Source organism: Ekhidna sp. (genome assembly GCF_964218185.1).
In the GTDB taxonomy this organism is placed as follows: domain Bacteria; phylum Bacteroidota; class Bacteroidia; order Cytophagales; family Cyclobacteriaceae; genus Ekhidna.
In genome coordinates this window covers 17,598-38,729 of record NZ_CAXPLV010000005.1, presented here as the reverse complement: position 1 = coordinate 38,729, position 21,132 = coordinate 17,598, and the positions used below count along the sequence as shown (strand labels likewise).

At 42.4% G+C, this 21,132-nt stretch carries 21 protein-coding genes; 10 read left to right on the top strand and 11 right to left on the bottom strand.

Annotated features, from left to right (window positions below; translation table 11 throughout):
* Positions 1-41 precede the first annotated feature (41 nt).
* The gene (locus ACEQZT_RS05620) at positions 42-1,358 is read left to right on the top strand and encodes a hypothetical protein (RefSeq protein WP_370088088.1); all 1,317 of its coding nucleotides are present in this window, start codon (positions 42-44) and stop codon (positions 1,356-1,358) included.
* Here the strand turns inward: ACEQZT_RS05620 and rpiB are convergent.
* Genes rpiB through glyA form a run of 3 tightly spaced genes read right to left on the bottom strand, consistent with a single transcriptional unit; the run spans position 1,348 to position 3,883 of the window.
* Entirely contained in the window at positions 1,348-1,776 is a 429-nt protein-coding gene (gene rpiB, locus ACEQZT_RS05615) for a ribose 5-phosphate isomerase B (protein WP_370088086.1), read from the bottom strand. The two genes, ACEQZT_RS05620 and rpiB, sit on opposite strands and share 11 nt — an antisense overlap.
* A gap of 2 nt (positions 1,777-1,778) precedes the next feature.
* Positions 1,779-2,606: a twin-arginine translocase subunit TatC gene (gene tatC, locus ACEQZT_RS05610; protein WP_370088084.1), complete on the bottom strand. Its 828-nt coding sequence runs from the start codon at positions 2,604-2,606 to the stop codon at positions 1,779-1,781.
* Between the two features lie 2 nt (positions 2,607-2,608).
* Positions 2,609-3,883 carry a serine hydroxymethyltransferase gene (gene glyA / locus ACEQZT_RS05605; protein WP_370088082.1) on the bottom strand — a complete coding sequence of 425 codons (1,275 nt, stop codon included), beginning with the start codon at positions 3,881-3,883 and terminating at the stop codon, positions 2,609-2,611.
* Positions 3,884-3,935: 52 nt separating this feature from the next.
* On the opposite strand from glyA, the gene radA reads away from it, so the two are divergent.
* The 4 genes from radA to ACEQZT_RS05585 are packed head-to-tail and all read left to right on the top strand — an operon-like array spanning position 3,936 to position 7,287.
* Complete coding sequence (gene radA / locus ACEQZT_RS05600; RefSeq protein ID WP_370088080.1) at positions 3,936-5,291, top strand: DNA repair protein RadA; 1,356 nt, start codon at positions 3,936-3,938, stop codon at positions 5,289-5,291.
* Entirely contained in the window at positions 5,291-5,932 is a 642-nt protein-coding gene (locus ACEQZT_RS05595) for a hypothetical protein (RefSeq protein ID WP_370088078.1), read from the top strand. Before radA ends, ACEQZT_RS05595 begins: the two co-directional genes overlap by 1 nt.
* On the top strand, positions 5,925-6,581 hold the full coding sequence (locus tag ACEQZT_RS05590) for an ATP-binding protein (protein WP_370088076.1): 657 nt from the start codon (positions 5,925-5,927) through the stop codon (positions 6,579-6,581). Before ACEQZT_RS05595 ends, ACEQZT_RS05590 begins: the two co-directional genes overlap by 8 nt.
* Positions 6,568-7,287 (top strand): class I SAM-dependent methyltransferase, encoded by a 720-nt coding sequence (locus ACEQZT_RS05585; protein ID WP_370088074.1) that lies wholly within the window; start codon positions 6,568-6,570, stop codon positions 7,285-7,287. Before ACEQZT_RS05590 ends, ACEQZT_RS05585 begins: the two co-directional genes overlap by 14 nt.
* Here the strand turns inward: ACEQZT_RS05585 and ACEQZT_RS05580 are convergent, their stop codons facing one another.
* Genes ACEQZT_RS05580 through ACEQZT_RS05570 form a run of 3 tightly spaced genes read right to left on the bottom strand, consistent with a single transcriptional unit; the run spans position 7,288 to position 11,314 of the window.
* Entirely contained in the window at positions 7,288-8,844 is a 1,557-nt protein-coding gene (locus ACEQZT_RS05580; protein ID WP_370088072.1) for a DUF5723 family protein, read from the bottom strand.
* Positions 8,845-10,470: a hypothetical protein gene (locus ACEQZT_RS05575; protein ID WP_370088071.1), complete on the bottom strand. Its 1,626-nt coding sequence runs from the start codon at positions 10,468-10,470 to the stop codon at positions 8,845-8,847.
* A 13-nt stretch (positions 10,471-10,483) separates the two neighbouring features.
* A complete protein-coding gene (locus tag ACEQZT_RS05570) occupies positions 10,484-11,314 on the bottom strand; it encodes a 1-aminocyclopropane-1-carboxylate deaminase/D-cysteine desulfhydrase (RefSeq protein WP_370088069.1) in 831 nt (276 codons plus the stop codon).
* 89 nt (positions 11,315-11,403) lie between these two features.
* On the opposite strand from ACEQZT_RS05570, the gene ACEQZT_RS05565 reads away from it, so the two are divergent.
* Positions 11,404-12,429: an RluA family pseudouridine synthase gene (locus tag ACEQZT_RS05565; RefSeq protein WP_370088067.1), complete on the top strand. Its 1,026-nt coding sequence runs from the start codon at positions 11,404-11,406 to the stop codon at positions 12,427-12,429.
* A 32-nt stretch (positions 12,430-12,461) separates the two neighbouring features.
* On the opposite strand, the gene ACEQZT_RS05560 is transcribed toward ACEQZT_RS05565, so the two are convergent.
* From ACEQZT_RS05560 to recJ, 5 genes are all read right to left on the bottom strand, one after another.
* Positions 12,462-14,048 carry a SulP family inorganic anion transporter gene (locus ACEQZT_RS05560; protein WP_370088065.1) on the bottom strand — a complete coding sequence of 529 codons (1,587 nt, stop codon included), beginning with the start codon at positions 14,046-14,048 and terminating at the stop codon, positions 12,462-12,464.
* 54 nt (positions 14,049-14,102) lie between these two features.
* A complete protein-coding gene (locus tag ACEQZT_RS05555) occupies positions 14,103-14,387 on the bottom strand; it encodes a hypothetical protein (protein ID WP_370088063.1) in 285 nt (94 codons plus the stop codon).
* A 103-nt stretch (positions 14,388-14,490) separates the two neighbouring features.
* Positions 14,491-15,984 carry a GH3 auxin-responsive promoter family protein gene (locus ACEQZT_RS05550; RefSeq protein WP_370088061.1) on the bottom strand — a complete coding sequence of 498 codons (1,494 nt, stop codon included), beginning with the start codon at positions 15,982-15,984 and terminating at the stop codon, positions 14,491-14,493.
* A gap of 45 nt (positions 15,985-16,029) precedes the next feature.
* Entirely contained in the window at positions 16,030-16,761 is a 732-nt protein-coding gene (lptB, locus tag ACEQZT_RS05545; RefSeq protein WP_370088059.1) for an LPS export ABC transporter ATP-binding protein, read from the bottom strand.
* 17 nt (positions 16,762-16,778) lie between these two features.
* Entirely contained in the window at positions 16,779-18,473 is a 1,695-nt protein-coding gene (gene recJ / locus ACEQZT_RS05540; protein ID WP_370088057.1) for a single-stranded-DNA-specific exonuclease RecJ, read from the bottom strand.
* 89 nt (positions 18,474-18,562) lie between these two features.
* Between recJ and ACEQZT_RS05535 the strand changes: the two genes are divergently transcribed.
* Genes ACEQZT_RS05535 through ACEQZT_RS05520 form a run of 4 tightly spaced genes read left to right on the top strand, consistent with a single transcriptional unit; the run spans position 18,563 to position 21,130 of the window.
* Positions 18,563-19,195 carry a hypothetical protein gene (locus ACEQZT_RS05535; RefSeq protein WP_370088055.1) on the top strand — a complete coding sequence of 211 codons (633 nt, stop codon included), beginning with the start codon at positions 18,563-18,565 and terminating at the stop codon, positions 19,193-19,195.
* A 27-nt stretch (positions 19,196-19,222) separates the two neighbouring features.
* Positions 19,223-19,813, top strand: coding sequence for a VTT domain-containing protein (locus ACEQZT_RS05530; RefSeq protein ID WP_370088053.1), 591 nt, complete (start codon positions 19,223-19,225; stop codon positions 19,811-19,813).
* A 1-nt stretch (position 19,814) separates the two neighbouring features.
* On the top strand, positions 19,815-20,822 hold the full coding sequence (gene hemH / locus ACEQZT_RS05525) for a ferrochelatase (protein WP_370088051.1): 1,008 nt from the start codon (positions 19,815-19,817) through the stop codon (positions 20,820-20,822).
* A 41-nt stretch (positions 20,823-20,863) separates the two neighbouring features.
* Positions 20,864-21,130 (top strand): hypothetical protein, encoded by a 267-nt coding sequence (locus tag ACEQZT_RS05520; protein WP_370088049.1) that lies wholly within the window; start codon positions 20,864-20,866, stop codon positions 21,128-21,130.
* Positions 21,131-21,132 lie beyond the last annotated feature (2 nt).

The window sequence follows — 21,132 nt, the reverse complement described above, 5'->3', positions numbered from 1 at the left end:
GAATAAACGATCCCTACCGACTAGTCATCATCTTTTTGATTATGATTCTCATTCGTTTTGGTCAGAGTTATTTTATAGGCCAGGAATCATACTATGGTCTGAAATGGCTATTACTGGGAGAGTGGCTCAATCAGGGTTTTAAGATGTATAGTCAGACTTTTGATTACACAGGGCCAATTGCTGTTTTTTTTTACAAGTATCTAAACCTCATTTTCGGGAGGAGCGAGTTTATTCATTACGGGGTTAGCTCGCTGGTTATCATTTTTCAAGCAGGGATATTTAATCATCTTTTGCTTAAGAATAAGGCGTATGATGAGAATGGATACCTGCCAGCTTTTCTCTATATCATATTGATGGTTTCTGTGCCGGATTTTATGACTCTGTCACCGCAGCTTTTGAGCCTGACTTTTGTGTTGCTAGCGCTCAGAAATGTGTTGCGTAGGATAGATAATCAGGTTACTGATGAGCTATTTCTGAACTCGGGAATTTTTATAGGGGTGGCAACCATGATTTACTTGCCGGCAGTTGTCTTTTTTCTTGTATTCCTTTTTTCATTGATTTTATTTTCATCAGCGGTTGCAAGAAGACTCTTGCTTTACCTTTTTAGTTTCTTGCTGGTGTTCACTCTGTGCGCACTATACTTCTACTGGAGGGGAGATTTTTGGATTTTTGTTGAATCGTATGTTTCGCAAAATCTACTTCTTGCTGTTGAGGCGCCCCTCTCAGGCCTTGAAGTACTGGCATTAGTATCGCCATTCGTTTTGATTCTTGTTCTCTCGGTTTTCAAGACATGGACATCCGGGAGGCCCACCAACTTTCAGCAGAAAATTCAACAGGTAATTTGGCTGATGCTCTTTGGAGCTGTGGCAACCTTTTTTCTTTCCAATGAAAAATCAATGCATGAATTGGTTTTTGGGGTTCCGCCGATTGCTTATTTCTGGACACACTATTTTATGCTGCTGAAGAGAAAGATTTTCAGGTTCATTATGCCGGGTTTATTGATTTTTGGACTAGTAGCTTACTCATGCTTCAGCTATTTGAACCTGGCTAAACCAATGCAAGTCGAAAAGGAAGGTGTGGAGAATTCAAGTACCATGATCTTAGGATCAAATTTAGCTTACTACGTGGATCGTAAGATTCTAACTCCTTGCTTCAATGAGCATTTATCTCAACGAGCATTTGAAGGATTGGATTACTATATCACAGCAGGAGAGCTTTACAAGCTTATCGAGCGTGCAAATCCAGAGTTGATTTTGGACGAAATGAAAATCATGCCTGAAATTCGTGAACGATTTCCCGAGCTCGCCAACAAATACAGGCATCAAGGGGGAAATAGTTATCGAAAGATTAGCAATTGATCTTATTGACCCGTCTCTCGTGCCTCCCCCCTTCGAAAGGAGTGTTCACGAAGGTGTCTGTCAGACTTTCAGCATATTCATAAGCGACAAATCGTGCCGGCAGACAAATAATATTGGCATCATTGTGTTGCCTGGCAAGTGCAGCTAGTTCGGTATTCCAGCATAGTGCTGCTCGTACATTTTCATGTTTGTTGGCAGTCATTGCTACACCATTCCCACTTCCGCAGATCAAAATGCCCAAATCAAAATCTTCGGCCGCAATAGATGCTGCAAGTGGATGCACATGATCAGGATAGTCTACAGAATCTTCTGTGTCAGGACCAAAATCCTTGATTTCATGCCCATTCATTTTCAGGTGATCTATTAATCTTCTTTTATATTGAAATCCGGCATGATCGCCACCTATCGCTATTTTCATGATTAACGTTCTTTGTTTTGTCTGGCTTCTCTTTTTTCTATTCTTTTTGCGATGACTATCCCCAGCTGATACAACATCATCAGAGGCATAGCAATCAAGATTTGACTAAACGGGTCAGGAGGGGTAATGATCGCTCCTAATATTAAAATTACAATAATCGCGTGTTTTCTATAGGCTTTCATCAGGGATGAACTCACAATTCCCGCTTTGGTGAGGAAGTATACAATTACAGGGAGCTGAAACAGCAACCCACAGCCGAGTACCACCATGGTTACGGTATTGATATAGGATGAAAGATCCCATTCATTTTGCAGCATGGACGAGATTTCATAGGTCGCAAAAAAGCGGACGGAGATAGGTGAGATGACAAAGTAGCCGAAGAGAATACCCAGTGTAAATAACACGCTGACCGAAAAAGTGGCACCTCTGGAAGCTCTTCGTTCCTGTGGACGCAAACCAGGCTTGATGAATCGCCAGATTTCCCAGAAAAGGTAAGGAAAACCCAAAATGAGTCCTGCTATGAATGAGACAACAATATGGGTCATAAACTGACCACTCACCGTCCTTACTTGAATTTTGAAAGGGAGATCATCCACGCATATTGCTGGAGTTTTGAGAACCTCCGCTAGTTCACATAGCTTTTGATAGCTCCAAAAATCTACACGTGAAGGACCCAGAATAACCGTGTCGATGATAAAACTCTTCGCAGCAAAAGCCACTATGGCGAAGGTGACAATAGCTATCATGGAACGAATAATATGCCACCTAAGCTCTTCTAGGTGGTCAAGGAAAGACATTTCCTTTTCGTCCGATATCTGATCCAGTGGCATAGTTAGCCTTTAAACAAAGGAAAGTCAGACATCCATTTGTTTACCTCGGATTTTACTTCAGAAATTTTATTATCGTCATCCTTATTGGTAATCACAGTATCGATTAGGTCGACAATTTTCGTCATGTCAGCTTCTTTCAAACCGCGTGTGGTCACAGCAGGTGTTCCTATTCGCATTCCCGATGTAACGAACGGACTTTTATCATCGAAAGGCACCATGTTTTTGTTTACAGTGATATCGGCTTTGATTAGTGAGTTTTCAGCATCCTTACCTGTGATGTCTTTTGTTCTGAGGTCGATTAGCATGAGGTGATTGTCAGTACCTCCGGATATCACATTGTATCCTTTCTTCACAAATGCATCGGCCATTACACTGGCATTTTTCTTCACCTGTAGAAGGTAGTTCATGTACTCATCCGATAATGCCTCTCCGAAAGCAACTGCTTTTGCGGCTATGATGTGCTCAAGCGGTCCTCCTTGCGTGCCTGGAAATACTCCAGAGTCGAGCAGCGAGCTCAGCTTTCTGATCACACCTTTTGGAGTAGTCAATCCCCAAGGATTATCAATGTCATCTCGCACGAGAATCATTCCGCCTCTTGGACCTCTCAGTGTTTTATGCGTAGTTGTCGTTACGATGTGGCAATACTCCAGCGGATCGTTCAAAAGACCTCTGGCTATCAGGCCGGATGGATGTGAAACGTCTGCCAACAAAATAGCTCCAACTTCATCCGCCACAGCTCTGAACCTCTCATAATCCCAATCACGGCTATATGCAGAAGCTCCAGCTATGATCATTTTTGGTTGCTTCTCTTTGGCGACTTTTTCCAGCTGATCATAATCGATCAGGCCGGTTTCTTTGTCAACCCCATAGAAATTTGGCTTGTAAAGTTTGCCTGAAAAATTTACCCCAGAGCCGTGAGTAAGGTGACCACCATGGGAAAGATCAAACCCCAAAATTTCATCGCCTGCATTGAGGCATGCCAGCATCACTGCAGCGTTGGCCTGAGCTCCGGAGTGTGGTTGCACATTTGCCCAGCTTGCGCCAAAAAGTTCTTTCGCTCGCTCTCTGGCAAGATCCTCAATCTCATCAACTACCTCACATCCGCCATAGTATCTTTTTCCAGGGAGGCCCTCAGCATATTTGTTGGTGAGAACGCTACCAGCTGCCTCCAGCACTTGCGGTGAAACAATATTTTCGGAGGCTATCAGCTCAATTCCTTCTACCTGTCGCTTTTCTTCAGCCTTGATTAGGTCAAAAACTTTCTGATCTTTTTGCATGGCGTAAAATTAACTGAGACAGTTTATATCTTAGCTGTTATCCTTAGCTAATATGGCCAAAACTAAAACCGTCTTTTTCTGTCAATCATGTGGAACCGAGTCAGCCAAGTGGGTGGGTAAATGCCCTTCTTGCGGAGAATGGAATACCTATGTGGAGGAGGTCGTGTCAAAAGCCACCAAAAACACTGCTGAGTTTTCTGTGGAAAAGTCAAAACCTGTAAATCTTAAAGAGGCTGGGGAAAGTATTTCCAAAGAGCGCACCCCCACCGGAATTTCAGAATTAGATCGTGTACTGGGTGGAGGAATTGTGGCGGGATCATTAGTGCTGGTAGGTGGCGAACCTGGAATAGGAAAGTCAACCATTATGCTGCAAATGGCTGTTAGACTCAAAAAGAAAACACTTTACGTTTCAGGGGAGGAGAGTGCGGAGCAAATAAAAATGCGAGCAGATCGAATCGGCACCACGGCAGATCAATGTTTTCTATATGCGGAGACCAGCTTGTCAGAAGTCATCAGGCAGGCGGAGAGTATGAATCCAGACATCTTAATCATTGATTCTATCCAGACACTCCACTCTGATCGCATTGAAGCTTCGATTGGATCAATCTCTCAGGTAAAAGAATGTACTGGTCAGCTGATGAAATTTGCAAAGCAGAAAGGGATCCCTATTTTTCTAATTGGTCATGTAAACAAAGATGGGGCGATCGCCGGGCCAAAGGTGCTTGAGCATATGGTGGATACGGTGTTGCAATTTGAGGGAGACAGACACCTTTCGTATCGAATTCTTAGAACCATAAAAAATCGGTTTGGCTCAACATCGGAGCTTGGAATGTTTGAGATGAATGCCAACGGGCTAAGGGAAGTGACCAATCCATCTGAAGTTTTGATTTCACCCCGAGAACCCGGATTGAGTGGCATAGCTCTTGGTGCTACTTTGGAGGGGAACCGGCCTTTGATTTTGGAGACTCAGGCGTTAGTGAGTCCCACGAGCTACGGCAATCCGCAACGCAGTACCACAGGCTATGACTACAAGCGGCTGACTATGCTGCTGGCTGTAATGGAGAAGCGGTTGGGCATTCGATTGAGCAGTCAGGATGTCTTTTTGAATATAGCCGGAGGGCTGAAAGTCCAGGATACTGCGCTTGATTTGGCGATTTGCTCAGCTATTTTTTCTTCGTTTGAGGACGCTCCTATAGGTGAGGAGGTATGTTTTGCAGCAGAAGTTGGTTTGGGAGGAGAAATTAGACCGATCAGTAGAATTGAAAACCGAATTAATGAAGCTGAAAAACTTGGTTTCAAGGAAATCTACATTTCGAAGCATAATTTAAAAGCTAAGGATTTAGGTCAATTCAAAATAAAGGTTCATTCATTTTCTAAACTTAGCGACACCTTCAGACATTTATTCTAGTGAATCCGACTAATAAAAAGCCCGCCATCTTATGCATGTTCTCCGGAGGGATAGACTCCACTGGGGTGCTTCATGAGCTAATGACAAGTGATAAATGGAAGGACTATCCTTTGATTATTCATCACATCCATATTTTCAACAGGGAAAACAGAGCAAGAGCAGAAGCTAGCGCTGTAAAGACTATTTTGAATTATTACAAAGTAAATAGTGACAAAAGATTTTTGGTGACGGAGAGCACTTTTGATACAATGGGTTTCGCCGGATTAAAGTCCGCGAGATATCCCTATGACATGGACGTTTGTGCATTTTATGGTGCCAACGCGGCAGTAGCCAGAAAGGAAATTCAACTTGTAGCATGGGGGAGGACTAAAACAGATGTTGATTCTGGAGGAAATTTTGAAGCTCGGATGAAGAGGATGCAGGATATATTCAGTAGTGTCTGGATTTTAGAAAAAGAGCCGGTTCCCAAATTCATTTTTCCTCTGATTGAGCTGACAAAAGAAGAGATATGGAGTAAGCTACCAGACGATGTTAAAAAACATGTGTGGTGGTGCAGGACACCAATTTATAAAAATGATAAGGCATCTCCTTGTCAAAAATGTGGAACGTGCCTTCAGGTAAAAGACTTTATCAATGGGTGAAAATGTAAATTCAAAACCGACCATACTATGTATGTATTCTGGTGGGATCGATTCCACTGGTGTGCTCCATCAGTTGATGACCAATGAAAAATATAAAGAGCACCCACTAATTGTTCATCATATTCATATAATGAATCGGGAGAATCGAACAATAGCAGAAGCAGCTGCTGTTAATTCAATTTTATCCTACTATCAGAAAAATACAGATCGCAAATTTCTTGTGACCGAGAGCACCTTTAATACACGAGGTTTTGCGCCTTTGAGATCCAATCGATTCCCTTTTGATATGGATGTTTGTGCGTTTTTCGCGGGCAATATATGTGCGGCCAGGAAAGATATTGAGTATGTAGCGATGGGGCGTACCAAAACAGATATTGAATCTGGAGGAAACAACTTCATGTACCGTATGAAGCGCGCACAGGCGATTTTTAAAAGCGTACTGTCACTGGAAGAGGGGACACTTCCTCAGTATATCTTCCCGGTATTGGATTTCTCAAAAGAAGAGATTTGGGACTTTTTACCTGAGCAGGTCAGAAACAACACCTGGTGGTGCCGAAGACCTGTCTATGAGGAAGGGAAGAGGCCAAAAGCTTGCGGAAAATGTCAAACATGTAACGACGTAAAAGATTTTGCCAATGCAGGGGTATGAAGAAATCTTCAATCAGAGAGGGAAGTCCTACCAGCTGGCCATGGAGAAATACCCAGAAGCGAGAGAGGCAGAATTTCAGGCTACAGTCAGGAGACTCAGACAAATCCAACATTCAACAATCCTTGACCTACCTGCAGGTGGTGGGTATCTCCAAAAATATCTGAAGGATAATATCAACTATCTAGCCTATGATTTTTCAGGAGAGTTTAATGACAACCATAACCGAATACAAAAATGCAGAGAATCAAGGATTGAATTAGAGGATGAATCTGTGGATGAAATTGTGAGTTTGGCGGCATTGCATCACATCCTGGCTAGAAAAGAGTTCTACTCTGAAATGTATAGAGTTCTAAAGCCCGGAGGGCGATTGATAATAGGTGATGCAACGACCAATAGTAAGCTGGATAAATTTCTGAATGGTTTTCTTGACGAGTGGAATAGTATGGGGCATAATGGCCGGTTCATTGCCGAGGGCGATCTGCTTGAAATAGCAGAAGCTGGATTCCGAACAGATTATGTAATTGATAAATATCAGTGGAATTTCTCAACACAAAATGAAGCATTGGATTTTTTTAGATTACTGTTTTGCTTGGATCGGAATCCTCCCGAAGAGAAGTTGCTGGATGCTCTTCAAGAGCTTGGGGTGCATGAGAATGATGGGTTTTCTGTAAGCTGGGAACTGGGGTTTATTACCTGCGAAAAGTGACTACTCATTGTCAGTATTCTTCTTACCGCTTCTTCCTGTCAGACTTTTCTTCTTCACGTCATTATCTCGTTGAGTACGCTTGTTTTTAAGTTCTCTTCGTTTCTGACGCTTGATGATTGAATAAATACCATCACGTTTTTTGGTTTTCACTTTCTTTCCAAGGAAAACGTTTGTATCAAGTCCTTTGGCTCCACTTATTGGCGATCTGGAAAGGCCGCTTGCTTCTTCCTTAGCCCGTCTTTGACCAAAAGCGAAATTCATTCCAAACCTCACATCAATGGCTTTTGAATCCGGCACTGAGAAATTAATGATTTGATCAACAGCCATGTACATTTGAACAGGCCCACCCTTTGCAGCGAATGCTGCACCAACATTGAAAAACTGTTGGGGGAGTTTGGTCACACTTGCTGATGCTGTGAAAGCTCTACCAAACTTTTGAGTTACCCCGGCACCATAGAGCATTTTGAATTGCCGCTGTACCATTCTGGATCCTACCGTCACATAGAAATCTGTTTGAGGACTGTAGTGGTAAATCCAGCTACCATGAGCTGTAACGGGCAGCCAACCTTTGTAAGGATTGGTGTTTTCGGTAGTCTCAAACTTGCTGAAGAGCGAATCTTCCATCGTTTGTCGAATATTTTCCAACTCAGCAAGATTGACCCCATTGTACCTAAACGATGTATCGGCCACAGCATGATTTCTTATGTTTTCTTTCCAGCTGATAAAGCCAATATCAACAATAGATCCTTGTAGTTCATAATATCTGTTAAGCTTGTAAGTTCCTCCAATGTCGAGGGCAAAGCCTGTATTCCCATTCATTATTAGGTGCGATTGTAGGTCTGAATCATCGTACCCGTTTTCTTTTTGATAAATATCAAATCCAGATGTTCGCATGGAGGCATTTTTCCACTCAGCATCGATTTGGAAAACTTCACCGTCTGAATTTAAAACTACTTTGGCACCCCCTGGCACACTTGCATTCGCAAAGCCTACGAGGAATTTACCCCTTAACCCTACAGTCAGTTGATCATTGACGGGGGCAGCTATCCCAAGACCGTATTCTCTGAAGTGGGAGGCTCTGAAACCAATTTTGGAAATCTTTACATCATCATTGAGGAAATTGAAGTTACCCTCGGTGAAAATGTATTCTACCATTTCTTTGGGATAAAGAAAATCTCCTTCTACACGTTCATTCACTACGAAACTCAACAGGGGACCTGAGTTTAACCGATACCCAAAGTGTAGCAGGTTCACTTGCACTTTGGTGCTCAGCATGTTTTGATTTTGAAGGTTACCCACAATTTTAGGCACGTCAATCTCGACTCTATCACTATACTTAGTGAAGGCCTCATTGTAGCTCACCTTATTGTTGACATTGACATGTATGCCAGAAATGACCGGCAGCCCGATAAAAAACCTTCCCTCCGGGATCAGTGCCGGATTGATCATGTTATTTTGAAAAGTAGCATTCCCCAAGTGCTGAAATGACAAACTAGTCTGACCAAACAGGATGGTAAATGTGGTTAGGAACAATATGGTGATTACGAGTTTTCTCATTTATAAATCCAGATTGAACTTTCCTCCAATACCAACCTTGAGAGTAAGAGCATAATCTGCTAATATTTTCACATAGATTTCTCTGGAAGTTTGACTCACAGGTGTGTTGAATGTCATTGTGATTTGCATGTAGGAAGCATTAGCAAGTAGATCAACTTGCTCTCCCGTAACAGGTATATCAGTGGTCGCACCATTCGGATCTGTCACCTCGCCATTCACGTTTATGAAAGGCGCATTGATGACGAGATTATCAGCAATTGTGAATAGGGTAACACTATCAGCATCTTTTATTTCAAGTGTCGCAAGTCCTGAAAATGGCAGCTCATTGACTGTAACTACCCGAATGAATGCAGAATCAACATTGTCTAACTGTAGCCCACCTCTAAAACTGAATGTACCTGTTTCCTTATAATTTTCAAGTTTGACCTCAAAAGGAATCTCCATGGCCACATAGGCAGTTATCTGACTGGTTGGCTGTAGATAATTCAGGGTTGTTGTGCTCGTCGGGTTAGATCTTCCGGCTACATCAAACACAAGACGATCTGGAGCAGATGCCAATAGGTTCACCAGGTTGGAATTAGATCGGTTGATTTCTACAACAGTTTGAACGGTTTCACCTGGCGTGGTGGGTGTGGGAGTATTCACATCGGATCCTCCTACAGTGGGTGGATTGTTCACAATATTTCCGGAAAGAAAAACCTGGCTACCATCACTATCATCCACTCCATTGATGCCTGAAAAATCCATTTCCACAGGCACACCGAATGAATTTCTAAAATCGAAAGTGAGTGATGGATTTCCGAATGTGATTCCGTCTCTTGAGGCCTGACTAAAGAAATCAATATCTAGAGATTGATTACCTACTTGCACCACATCTTGTCCAAACTTTCCATAAATCAAACCAAAAGTTTGGTTGCCGTACGTTAGGGTAAAGCGCACTTCTTCCAGCCCTGTAAGGGATTGAGCAGCTGCAAGATTGACAGTTACATCCAGATCAACTGTGAACGTATTTCCTCCAGTCAGTTTGGTTACATGATTAACCAGAGAGGCGCTCTGACTATCAGAATCTACTGGAGCCACGGTGTTTGATACTGTACCCGATATGGATATTGGTGTTCCAGTATTGACATGTGTTGTATTCTGAACGGTGTAGGTGTAATCAATATCGGCGGGAATCTCGGAATCTGTAGCAAAGGTTAAATCTCCAGTTAAGTAAAAAACTGAATCCAGCTCCTCTCCATCATCAGGATCATAAGTAAGATCAAAAGATGCACTGAAGGTTTCCTGACGGGCCGCACCTCCAGGGTATGCGGGTGGACTTGCAACTCCATTTTGAACTATATCACTGATTCGGATGAAATCGTCCGGAGCACTGTAGGTGATGGTATCATAGTACAAAAGTGTGTACAAGGAGGTGCTGTCCTCTTCAAATTCAAGAGAGTCGCCTGTCTGCTTTATCAATAGGTCGCTCATGACATATGTAGCCTCACCCAAAGGAAAGCTAAATACGCCCGTAATGGGAGTAACCTCCAGATTATCGAACTCCAATTCATCTATGTTGCAGGATGCAATTAATGAAACGGAGATCATTATTAACACAAACTTTTTCACCGTTGACAAATTCATCTAAAATTAAGTCTTAATTGATAATATTCTCATTTTTTCGATTAAAGCCTTCAATACCTTGTAAACCACCTGTGTGTAATAGTATTATTCTAAGATTTTTTTCAAATTTATCGGTTTTTATCATATCCCAAACGGCGAAAAAGCTCTTTCCTGTATAAATCGGGTCCAGAGGAATTCCAAAGTTTTCTTTAAACCAATTGATAAAGTCGATCAATTCAGAGTTCACCTTGCCATAGCCTCCAAAATGATATTCGCTTTGAATCAGATAGTTTGATGATTGAATTTGATATGATTGGAGCAATTCAGAAATCGAGGCGTGGATAAAATCACCCTTCAGACTACTGATTCCGATTATTTTTCTATCATCCCGAATTCCTGAAACAAGGCCTGCAAATGTCCCTCCGGTTCCAATTGGAGTTATGAGATAGTCAAAATCAGTCGATATTTCATCCACGATTTCTTTGCATCCATTGATGGCCATTTGATTCGTTCCACCCTCAGGCAGGAAATAATGATTAGGATACTTTTTCAGTAATAAATCTGGATTGTCTCTCCATGTCCTGAAAGTTTCCCTACTTACAAACTCCAGCTTCATACCTCTGCTGTGGGCAAATTCCAGTGTGGGATTGCTATCAACTGCAAGCTCCTCACCCCGAATGATCCCAACCGAATGAAATCCCTGTTCAAATGAAGCGGCTGCTGTGGCGGCAATATGATTGCTATAAGCGCCTCCAAGAGTCACAAGTTTTGAGAGATTTTTTTCCTTCATCAAAGCAATGTTGTATTTCAACTTTCTCCATTTGTTCCCCATTATTTCAGGGTGGATCAAATCATCTCTTTTCACGAAAAGCTGAATTTGTTTTTCAGTCAAAAGAGGGTGAGTAATTTCTTGTATTGGTGTGGGAAGGGTTACCATCGCTTAAATTTACACCCATGACTGATGAACCAAACGAAATAGACGGTGACTTATATGAACATCATCACATTGTAGTAGATGCCGGACAAGATCTGCTGAGGATCGATAAGTTTTTGATGGATCGCCTCCCCAATGTAACGCGCAATAAGGTTCAGGCAGGAATAAAGGATGGTTTTGTGAAAGTGAATGGAGCAGAGGTAAAACCAAACTATAAAGTACACCCGATGGATGAAATTTCTGTGATGCTCCCAGAGCCACCCAGAGATGAGGAGCTTGTTCCTGAAGACATTCCGCTAGATATCGTACTCGAGGATGATCACTTGCTGATTGTAAACAAGCCAGCCGGGATGGTGGTTCATCCAGCCTATCAAAACTGGTCAGGCACCCTGGTGAATGCTTTGGCATTTCATTTTCAAAACCTACCAGAGATGAAAGGGAATGATGGGCGTCCTGGCTTGGTGCATAGAATCGACAAGGACACTTCGGGCCTGCTTGTAATCGCAAAGACCGAGCGAGCGATGAACGGTCTGGCGAAGCAGTTTTTCGATCACAGCATTGAGCGAACCTATTATGCACTGGTCTGGGGGGTACCTGAAGAGCCTAGTGGTACAGTCTACGTGAATGTTGGGCGAAGCTTAAAAGACAGGCGGGTAACCATGGCTTTTCCTGATGGAGATTTTGGGAAGCATGCCGTTACACATTTTGAGTTGATTGAAGACCTACGGTATGTGTCTTTGTTGAAATGCAACCTTGAAACAGGGCGAACCCATCAGATCAGAGCGCATATGCGGTGGATAGGTCATCCACTTTTCAATGATACTACGTATGGTGGTAGCGAAATAGTGAAAGGGACAGTTTTCACTAAATACAAGCAATTTGTCCAAAACTGCTTCAAAATGATGCCCAGGCAGGCATTACACGCCAAGACTTTAGGGTTTATTCATCCGGTGACAAAAAAGAAAATTTTTGCAGACTCAGAACTGCCAGAAGACTTTTCTTCAGTGCTGGAAAAGTGGCGTCATTATATTGACCATACTGATTAAAAAAGGCTCCCATTTCTGAGAGCCTTTAGTGCTTACATTCCTTTAGTTGCCTTTTTCAATTCCGACATTGGATTCTCATGCTCTTTATCTAACCCCACCAGCTCGAGGTTGATATTCCGATATTCCGCATTCTGACGAAAGTCATCCAAAATCTCCAATATATCAGGATGTATAAAATGAGATCTCGATGCATCAATTGTGATGTCACAATCGTCTGGCAAATGAGAAATTGTCTCAATAATACTCGCCTTGTTTAAGAAGGTAAGATTTTCAGAGAGTTCCAGTCTTAGCTTGGTTGTTCCATTGTCATTTGATGTAGTAACTGCATATGGTTTTTTGAAATTGTGATACAAAATCTGAAAAATACCAACAGTGAGACCGAGCAAAATACCGATCAATAAATCAGTGAAAATAATTCCCAAGATAGTCACCATGAAAGGGATAAACTCAGACTTACCAGCTGCAAACATTTGTTTGAACAATGATGGTTTTGCAAGCTTATATCCAACCACAATCAGGATGGCTGCAAGACTGGACAGAGGGATTAAATTCAAAACATGAGGGATACTGATTACTGAAACAAGCAATAGAATACCGTGCATGATCGCGGATAGTTTTGATTTACCACCTGATTGGATATTTGCCGAACTTCGTACAATTACCTGAGTAATCGGGAGTCCTCCAATCATACCTGAGAGAATGTTTCCTGTTCCCTGAGCGATCAATTCTTGGTTGGTTGGGGTGATACGCTTCTGAGGGTCGAGTTTATCGGTTGCTTCCACACACAGCAGTGTTTCCAGTGATCCCACCACAGCAATAGTGGCGCCTATGATGATTACGTCTTTTCTCAGCATGGCGGATGGATCAAAAAGGGTAAACTGGTTTATAAACTCTGTGAATGTACCTGCTACAGGCAGGCTTACCATATGCGTTTCGTCAATGTATAAACTTGAACCTGAAAAAAGTTGATTGATAATAATACCGGCGGTCACCACAACTAATGGTCCCTGCACGACCTGGAAGATTTTGATTTTCTTCATGAAAGGACGCTCCCACAGGATTAGAATGAACATGGATATTACGAAAATGATCAATGCCCCCTCCTGGATGTAATCCATCATTGTTATAAGTTCAGAGAAGGTATTTTCTCCGTCAGGCTGCATAAACTCAAGGTCTCCCTCGGGATCAGCGTCATAGCCTACCGCGTGCGGAATTTGTTTTAGAAAAATGATAATACCAATCGCTGAGAGCATTCCCTTAATAACTGCGGAAGGAAAATAATAACCAATAATACCTGCTCTGGCTATACCTAATAGGATTTGAATAATACCGCTGATAACCACAGCAGCCAGGAAGATAGGGAAGGCTTCTAACTCCTGGATTGCAGAAAACACAATAACAGCAAGTCCGGCTGCCGGTCCACTTACGCCCAATGCTGAGCCACTTATAAGCCCTACTATAATACCTCCGATTATACCGGCTATCACACCCGACATGAGCGGCGCACCTGATGCCAGAGCTATGCCTAAACAAAGTGGTACTGCCACTAAGAATACCACCACACTGGCGGAAAGATCTGATTTAAAATTATTGAATATACTGGTTTTGTTCGAGTCCATCTTGATTTACAATTAGTCGATGAGTTGAAAAATTAAAAAAGTTGAGTCTGGGGTTTAGACTAGCTCGGGAGGAGGCGTGTGTAAATCGATGGATGGAGACTTCCAGTTGAAATGCTGATCTCCGGCAGCATATTTTAGTTTTGAAGTAAGGCTGTCTAGGTCATTCAGTACGTATTCATGACCTGTGGATTTTTCCTTCTCTTTTTCATTGTTTTCTTCCTGCTCCTTTTCTGTATCAATCTCAATAGAGATTAAATCACCATACGCAATGGGGATTTCGGCCACCATAGTGAAGCATAGGATGATTGCGATATACTGTACTGCAAGAATATTTCTCATGAAAAGGTGTTAACTACCAGAAAGCTATGATTGTTCCGGTAGAAGAAAATACTTACGCAAACCTAACATCAGGAGTTTAAATGATGTACGTTCATGAACTAATTTATGATAAATGAGCCTTGAATTCTAGAAGCTGATCAATGTATTCACGATTATTGGCTAATCTCGGCACTTTGTGCTGCCCGCCCAGCTTACCACGCGATTTCATCCATTGATAAAATGTGCCCGGAGGCACCACGTGAATAATTGGCTGATTCAGAGCTATATCCTTGTAGCGCTTAGCATCATAGTCTGAATTAATTTCTCTTAGCTTTTCATCCAGCAGTTTTGTGAACCGCTCCAGGTCGTTAGGATTCCTGGAAAACTCAATAATCCACTCATGACTTCCCTTGTTTCCCTCGCCGATGTAGTGTGGTCCGGCGGTGAAGTTGTCAATGGTAGCATCTGTTTTCTTACACGCTTCTGCGATAGCTACTTCAGCATTGTCGATGATCAACTCTTCACCAAAGGCATTAATGAAATGCTTGGTTCGACCAGATATTTTTATTCGATAAGGGTTGGTACTTGTAAATGTTACAGTGTCGCCAATTCGATAGCGCCAAAGCCCGGCGTTTGTAGTGATGATAATGGCGTAGTTTTTTCCAACCTCCACTTCATCTAGCGAGAGTGTTTTCGGGTTTTCATTGTCCAGTTCGCTGAAAGGCACAAACTCATAGAAAATTCCGTAATCAAGCATCAGGAGCATTTCGCTACTGTCCGTTTTATCCTGAATTCCGAAAAATCCTTCCGAAGCATTATAGGTCTCCATATATCTCATCGTCTTGGATGGGATCAATTTCTTGAAGAGGTCTTCGTAAGGGGTGAATGAAACTGCACCATGAAAAAATACTTCCAGGTTGGGCCAAATTTCAAGAATGTTGTTGGCGCCTTTTCGTTCCAGTATTTTTTCTATCAGCACGATCATCCAGGTAGGAACTCCTGAGATATTGGTCACATTTTCTGAGCATGTGACCTCCACCATTTTATCAATTTTTTCCTCCCACTCATCCATCAGCGCAATATCCAGACTAGGTGTGCGTACCATCTGTGCCCACCAGGGGAGGTTTTTCAGAAGTACTGCCGATACGTCCCCATAGTACGAGTTTGAGTTTTCATCAAACTGGTTTATTTGATGACTACCTCCAATGACAAGTCCCTTCCCGGCAAACATTTTTGCTTCTGGGTAATTGTTGAAATAAATGCTAAGCAGGTCTTTTCCTCCTTTGTAGTGGCAATCATCCAGTGCCTCCTGCGAAACTGGAATGAATTTACTTCGGGCGTTGGTAGTACCTGAGGATTTGGCAAACCATCGAATTTCAGAAGGCCAAAGTACATTCTGCTCTCCCTTCATCAGCCGTTCGATGTAGGGGTAGAGTCCTTCGTAGTTGACTATAGGTACTTTGCTCTTAAAATGCTCGTAATTTTCGATTGTGCTAAAACCGTACTTTTGACCATATTCGGTTTTGACGGATTTCTTCACCAGGTCTTCAAGCAGCTCATTCTGAACTTCATGCGGGTATTTCATGAAAAGCTCGATCTGGTGAATCCGCTTTTTCATTACCCAGCCTAGTATCGAATTGAGCAACTCCATGTATCTAAAATATTAAATCTTTCTCTTCAATTCGAAATGCTTGCCCAGATAAACCTTCCTCACTTGCTCATCATTGGCAAGATCTTCGGCTGATCCGGCTTTCAGCAATTTACCCTCAAACATGAGGTAGGCTCTGTCTGTGATTGAAAGAGTTTCATTCACATTGTGGTCGGTGATGAGGATACCGATATTTTTATTTTTTAGCTGCGCTACGATGGTTTGAATCTCCTCGACGGCAATGGGGTCTACCCCGGCAAATGGTTCATCGAGTAAAACGAAATTGGGATCCACAGCCAGAGCCCGTGCGATCTCCGTTCGCCTTCTTTCTCCTCCTGACAGAACCTGACCCAGATTTTTACGAACGTGGGTAAGACTAAACTCCTCGAGCAGGCTCTCACACTTTTCTTTCTGCTCCTCTTTGGTTTTGTTGGTCATTTCCAACACTGCAAGAATGTTATCTTCTACACTTAGCTTTCTGAAAACAGACGCTTCCTGAGCCAGATAGCCGATTCCTCGTTTTGCCCGCTGGTACATCGGCAGCTCGGTCACATCCTCCTGATCGATGTAGATATGACCCTCATTGGGTTTGATCAGACCTACAATCATGTAGAAGGAGGTGGTTTTTCCTGCACCATTTGGCCCGAGTAATCCAACGATTTCTCCCTGCTTTACCGTAACCGAAATGTCATTGACAACTTTCCGCTTCTTGTATTTCTTAACTAGATGTTCCGCACGTAATTCCATAAAAGAGCTGCAATTTATCAATCAAATCTTATATCTCTCAGATTGAGGATAAGCGACTTGTTGCCCATGTAATTATTTTCTTCCAAATGATAAGCGATATGAAACGGGGTGCCAATTTGTAATTGTTCCAATTTATCCGCCATTCCAAATCCTATAAACTCAAAAAGCCTCGTGCTGTTTTCAGCATGAAGAAAGCCTTTTACGTGTTTTTCCTTGATCACTTTTGGAGTAGTGTCCACAATTACATTTTTTGTGCCAAAGACTGGCGCCATGTTTTGAGGGCCAAAGGGTGCCATCTGGCTCATCACATTAAAAGTCTTGAAAGTAAGTGCAGATAAGGGGATATCTAGGTCTATTTCAATTTTTGGGATCAATTGATCGGGGTGAATGCGGTCGCTCACCACCTCTTCAAAGCGATCAATGAATTTCTCAACATTATCCAGGGGTAGGGTTAGGCCAGCGGCATGGGTGTGCCCACCAAACTGCTCCAGGAGATCAGCGCACTCTGAAATGGCGGAGTGCACATCAAACCCATCGACGGACCTGGCGGATCCGGTTGCTTTCCCCTTAGATTCAGTAAGAATAATTGTAGGGCGATGATAGTGCTCTATACACCTGGAAGCGACAATTCCTATCACACCTTTGTGCCAGTCTTCTTTGAAAAGCACAGTTGATTTTCTTTCCTCTTTAAAATCTGCGATCATTTCGAGAGCGTCCATCGTGATGCTCTGATCAAACTCTCGACGTTCTTTGTTTCGATCGTTCAGATTGTCTGCGAATGCGTCGGTTTCTTTCGAATCTCCGATTAGCAGGTTTACAGACTCCTTTGCATGGGTTAGTCTGCCAGCAGCATTGATTCTGGGACCAATGGAAAAGACCACATCCGAAATAGAGAATTCATTCTTCTTACCACTGATTTCAATCAGCGATTTTAATCCTGCCGATGGAGCTTGGTTTAGTTTCTTTAATCCATAAAAAGCCAAAATTCGATTCTCCCCAACAATTGGGACGATATCGCTGGCGATGCTCACAGCCACCAGGTCGAGCAGGTCAAACAGCTTTTCTTTTTCAATAGTATTCTGCTGGCAAAAACCTTCCAGCAGCTTGAACCCAACGCCACAACCAGACAACTCTTTGAATGGATAGTTGCAGTCTTTTTGTTTGGGATCCAGAATGGCGAATGCATCAGGGAGCTTGTCACCAGGAATGTGATGGTCGCAAATAATCAGGTCGATCCCTGCCTCTTTGGCTTGCCTGGCTCGATCAATGGCTCTGATTCCACAATCCAATGCGATGATGAGTTTGAAACCACGGTCTATGGCGTGATTGATTCCCTTTTCAGAAATGCCGTACCCTTCAGTGTATCTGTCAGGGATATAGAATTCGAGCTGATCTGAAAATTGCTTTAAGAAAAGATAAATCAGACTGACAGAGGTGGTGCCGTCCACATCGTAATCACCATAGATCAGGATCTTCTCTTTGTTGAACACAGCGTCAGTCAACCGATTGACCGCAGCATCCATATTAAGCATCAAGAATGGATCATGAAGCTTAGAAAGTGAGGGGCGGAAAAACTCTTTGGCCTGATCGAAAGTTTCGATTCCACGCTGAATGAGCAAAGTGGATAGGTAGTGGTTGATATTGAGTTCTTTGCTCAAGTTTTCAACAATCTCCTGATTTGGTTCGTCCTTATATACCCATCTTTTTTCCACGGGATGAAGTTATAAAATTGAACTGCAAAATGATGGATATTGCGCTATATGATACTGAATGTTTATTTTGTGACCTCTAAAGCGAGCTGATGAAAATTGCACTCAATGAAATATGGAATTTTTTGAAGATGGTCAACACCAAGGAGCAGGGTTGGTCATATTCATTGTGTGCGGGCAAAGTAAAGATTGACTCCATCACTACAGAGACCATGTTGGCGCTCAAGGAAGATGAATCTTATGATACGGAGTTACTCCCATCCATTTTTACATTTCGGGAAATTTTGTGGCAGCCGGATGTATTCACAGAAGCTGGGATGAGCATCCCTTCACTTAGAATATTAAGAGCCTTTTGCGATGAGGCGTGTTCGGAGATGGAGGAAAATAAATCGCAGGCTACTCAAATCTATATGCCACTGATTAAGGGGATAGGTAATTGCTGTGGGAAAGCGATGGATGCGTTGGAAAAGGAAAAAGCAGACGTGAAGAAAATTCTTGGAGATTTCAGAACCTGCGCTTTCCCAATCATTAAATTTTTTATCTACCACCCAAAAAACAGACACGACTACTTTCAGGATGCTCAAAATCGCCTCAACTATGCTGTAAAAATCATGCTGACCCAATTTTACGGACGATACACCGAACTGGAAGATCCATTTTGGAAGGTTTCCTTTTCTAAAACAAAAGCAAAAAAAGATACGGAACCTAAGTCTGAGGAACAATAGCTTTGCATTTCCAGTTTAGCATCAGACATGGCAAGGAAAGAACCAAAAGAGTTACCTGATCGAAGGAGGTTTTTACTCAAAAACCTTTTGCGGGGGTTCGTATGGTTGGCGGTTATTGTTGTTGCGTATATCTACGCTAGAAAAAATTATGATTTCAATCTAGAAACAGTCTTGGGCCCGGTGTACGATCAGCCCACTATCGTTTATCTGATTTTTCTGGGTTCTGAAGTTATCTTTGGAATCATCCCGCCTGAGTTTTTCATGATTTGGTCGCTGAGGACAGAGGTGCTTGCAAATTACATCAACAATATCATTGCTTTATCTGCTATCTCATATGTGGCTGGAATCATTGGATTTGGGATCGGCGCATATTTAAAAAACACCCGTTTTTATCGCATTATGAAAGTCAGGGTTTTTGGAAAATTTGAAAAGCATCTAAACAACTACGGTGGCTTCCTGGTTGTGGTGGCAGCACTGACTCCTCTGCCCTTTTCGGGAATTGCAATGCTGGTGGGATCAGTACATTATTCGTTTAAAAAATATCTATGGTTTTCGCTTTTTAGGTTCCTCCGGTTTTTAGTGTATGGGATTATAATTTGGGAAGCCAACATCTTCTAATATGAGTAGAAAAGGCATTTTATTGGTTAATCTGGGCACACCGGATTCTACTTCCGTTCCTGATGTAAGGAAATATTTACGAGAATTTTTGATGGACAAGCGAGTGATTGACATCCCTTTTTTTAAGCGATGGATGCTGATCAACTTCATCATTGCTCCTTTGCGAGCGCCAAAATCCGCCAAAGAATACGAAAGGCTATTTGATGAGAAAGGCTCTCCATTAAAGTACTATGGGTTTGAAGTGAGGGATAAGCTTCGCAACCTGATGGATGATTCGTATCAGATTGAGCTAGCCATGAGGTACCAAAGCCCGTCAATAGAGGAAGGTTTAAAGGCGCTGAAAAATTGTGGATCTATCCATATCATCCCACTTTTCCCACAATATGCCTCAGCAAGTACAGGATCAGTTCAGGACAAGGTGATGGAGATTGTGAAGGACTGGCAGATCATTCCTGACATTAAGTTTACCTCACAGTTTTTTGAAGAAGAATTGTTTTTGGAAACGATAGTGGACAATGCCAAAAAGCTGATGTCAGAGACCGGATATGATCACTTTCTGTTTAGCTATCACGGCATTCCGGAGCGTCAGATTACCAAGGGAGACATTGACAACACTTGTCAGTTTGGATCTTGCTGCGATTCGCTGACAGATAAGAATCGCTACTGCTATCGAGCGCAGTGCTATGCTACCACGAGATTGCTGGCTGAAAAATTGGATTTGAAGGAAGGTGAATATTCTGTAAGCTTCCAATCCAGGTTAGGCAAAACACCTTGGATCAAACCATACACGGATGAGGTACTGGAGGAGCTAGCAAAGCAAGGAAAGAAAAAAGTGCTGGCCTTCTCACCATCCTTTATTGCGGACTGTCTGGAGACTACCGTGGAAGTAGGAGAAACATATCAGGAAGATTTCATCAAAGCTGGTGGCGAGCAGTGGGATCTGGTTCCCAGCCTGAACGCCGAAGATAAATGGGTGGAGTGTTTGAAGAAGATGGTTCTTAGTCCTTAAATTAAGGCTCTATGATGGGAGGCGCTGGCCATATTGCTGATATGAATAAACGAATCAAGTATTTAAATAGCTTGATTCGAAGAAAAAGGCTGGCTGATAATAAGCTCCTGAAAATGCCGATTGGTAAAAACTCTAAAATTGAAGTCAAGACCTACTTGACGGAGAAAGAAAAGCTTATCCTAAGCAGAAGGTATCTTGAATATTACAGATTCGAAAGGTTAAAAAGTATAAGAATTGCCCTGCTTTCAATAGTCTTAACCGCTCTTTTTGTAAGCGGATTGGTTTATGCTTTTATGGCATTAATCTGATA

Excerpts from the sequence above, each read along its gene's own strand:
- ACEQZT_RS05620 (WP_370088088.1), top strand. The coding sequence starts at position 42 with ATGATTCTCATTCGTTTTGGTCAGAGTTATTTTATAGGCCAGGAATCA.
- rpiB (WP_370088086.1), bottom strand. The coding sequence starts at position 1,776 with ATGAAAATAGCGATAGGTGGCGATCATGCCGGATTTCAATATAAAAGA.
- tatC (WP_370088084.1), bottom strand. The coding sequence starts at position 2,606 with ATGCCACTGGATCAGATATCGGACGAAAAGGAAATGTCTTTCCTTGAC.
- glyA (WP_370088082.1), bottom strand. The coding sequence starts at position 3,883 with ATGCAAAAAGATCAGAAAGTTTTTGACCTAATCAAGGCTGAAGAAAAG.
- radA (WP_370088080.1), top strand. The coding sequence starts at position 3,936 with ATGGCCAAAACTAAAACCGTCTTTTTCTGTCAATCATGTGGAACCGAG.
- ACEQZT_RS05590 (WP_370088076.1), top strand. The coding sequence starts at position 5,925 with ATGGGTGAAAATGTAAATTCAAAACCGACCATACTATGTATGTATTCT.
- ACEQZT_RS05585 (WP_370088074.1), top strand. The coding sequence starts at position 6,568 with ATGCAGGGGTATGAAGAAATCTTCAATCAGAGAGGGAAGTCCTACCAG.
- ACEQZT_RS05580 (WP_370088072.1), bottom strand. The coding sequence starts at position 8,844 with ATGAGAAAACTCGTAATCACCATATTGTTCCTAACCACATTTACCATC.
- ACEQZT_RS05575 (WP_370088071.1), bottom strand. The coding sequence starts at position 10,470 with ATGAATTTGTCAACGGTGAAAAAGTTTGTGTTAATAATGATCTCCGTT.
- ACEQZT_RS05565 (WP_370088067.1), top strand. The coding sequence starts at position 11,404 with ATGACTGATGAACCAAACGAAATAGACGGTGACTTATATGAACATCAT.
- ACEQZT_RS05560 (WP_370088065.1), bottom strand. The coding sequence starts at position 14,048 with ATGGACTCGAACAAAACCAGTATATTCAATAATTTTAAATCAGATCTT.
- ACEQZT_RS05555 (WP_370088063.1), bottom strand. The coding sequence starts at position 14,387 with ATGAGAAATATTCTTGCAGTACAGTATATCGCAATCATCCTATGCTTC.
- ACEQZT_RS05550 (WP_370088061.1), bottom strand. The coding sequence starts at position 15,984 with ATGAAAAAGCGGATTCACCAGATCGAGCTTTTCATGAAATACCCGCAT.
- lptB (WP_370088059.1), bottom strand. The coding sequence starts at position 16,761 with ATGGAATTACGTGCGGAACATCTAGTTAAGAAATACAAGAAGCGGAAA.
- ACEQZT_RS05535 (WP_370088055.1), top strand. The coding sequence starts at position 18,563 with ATGAAAATTGCACTCAATGAAATATGGAATTTTTTGAAGATGGTCAAC.
- ACEQZT_RS05530 (WP_370088053.1), top strand. The coding sequence starts at position 19,223 with ATGGCAAGGAAAGAACCAAAAGAGTTACCTGATCGAAGGAGGTTTTTA.
- hemH (WP_370088051.1), top strand. The coding sequence starts at position 19,815 with ATGAGTAGAAAAGGCATTTTATTGGTTAATCTGGGCACACCGGATTCT.
- ACEQZT_RS05520 (WP_370088049.1), top strand. The coding sequence starts at position 20,864 with ATGAATAAACGAATCAAGTATTTAAATAGCTTGATTCGAAGAAAAAGG.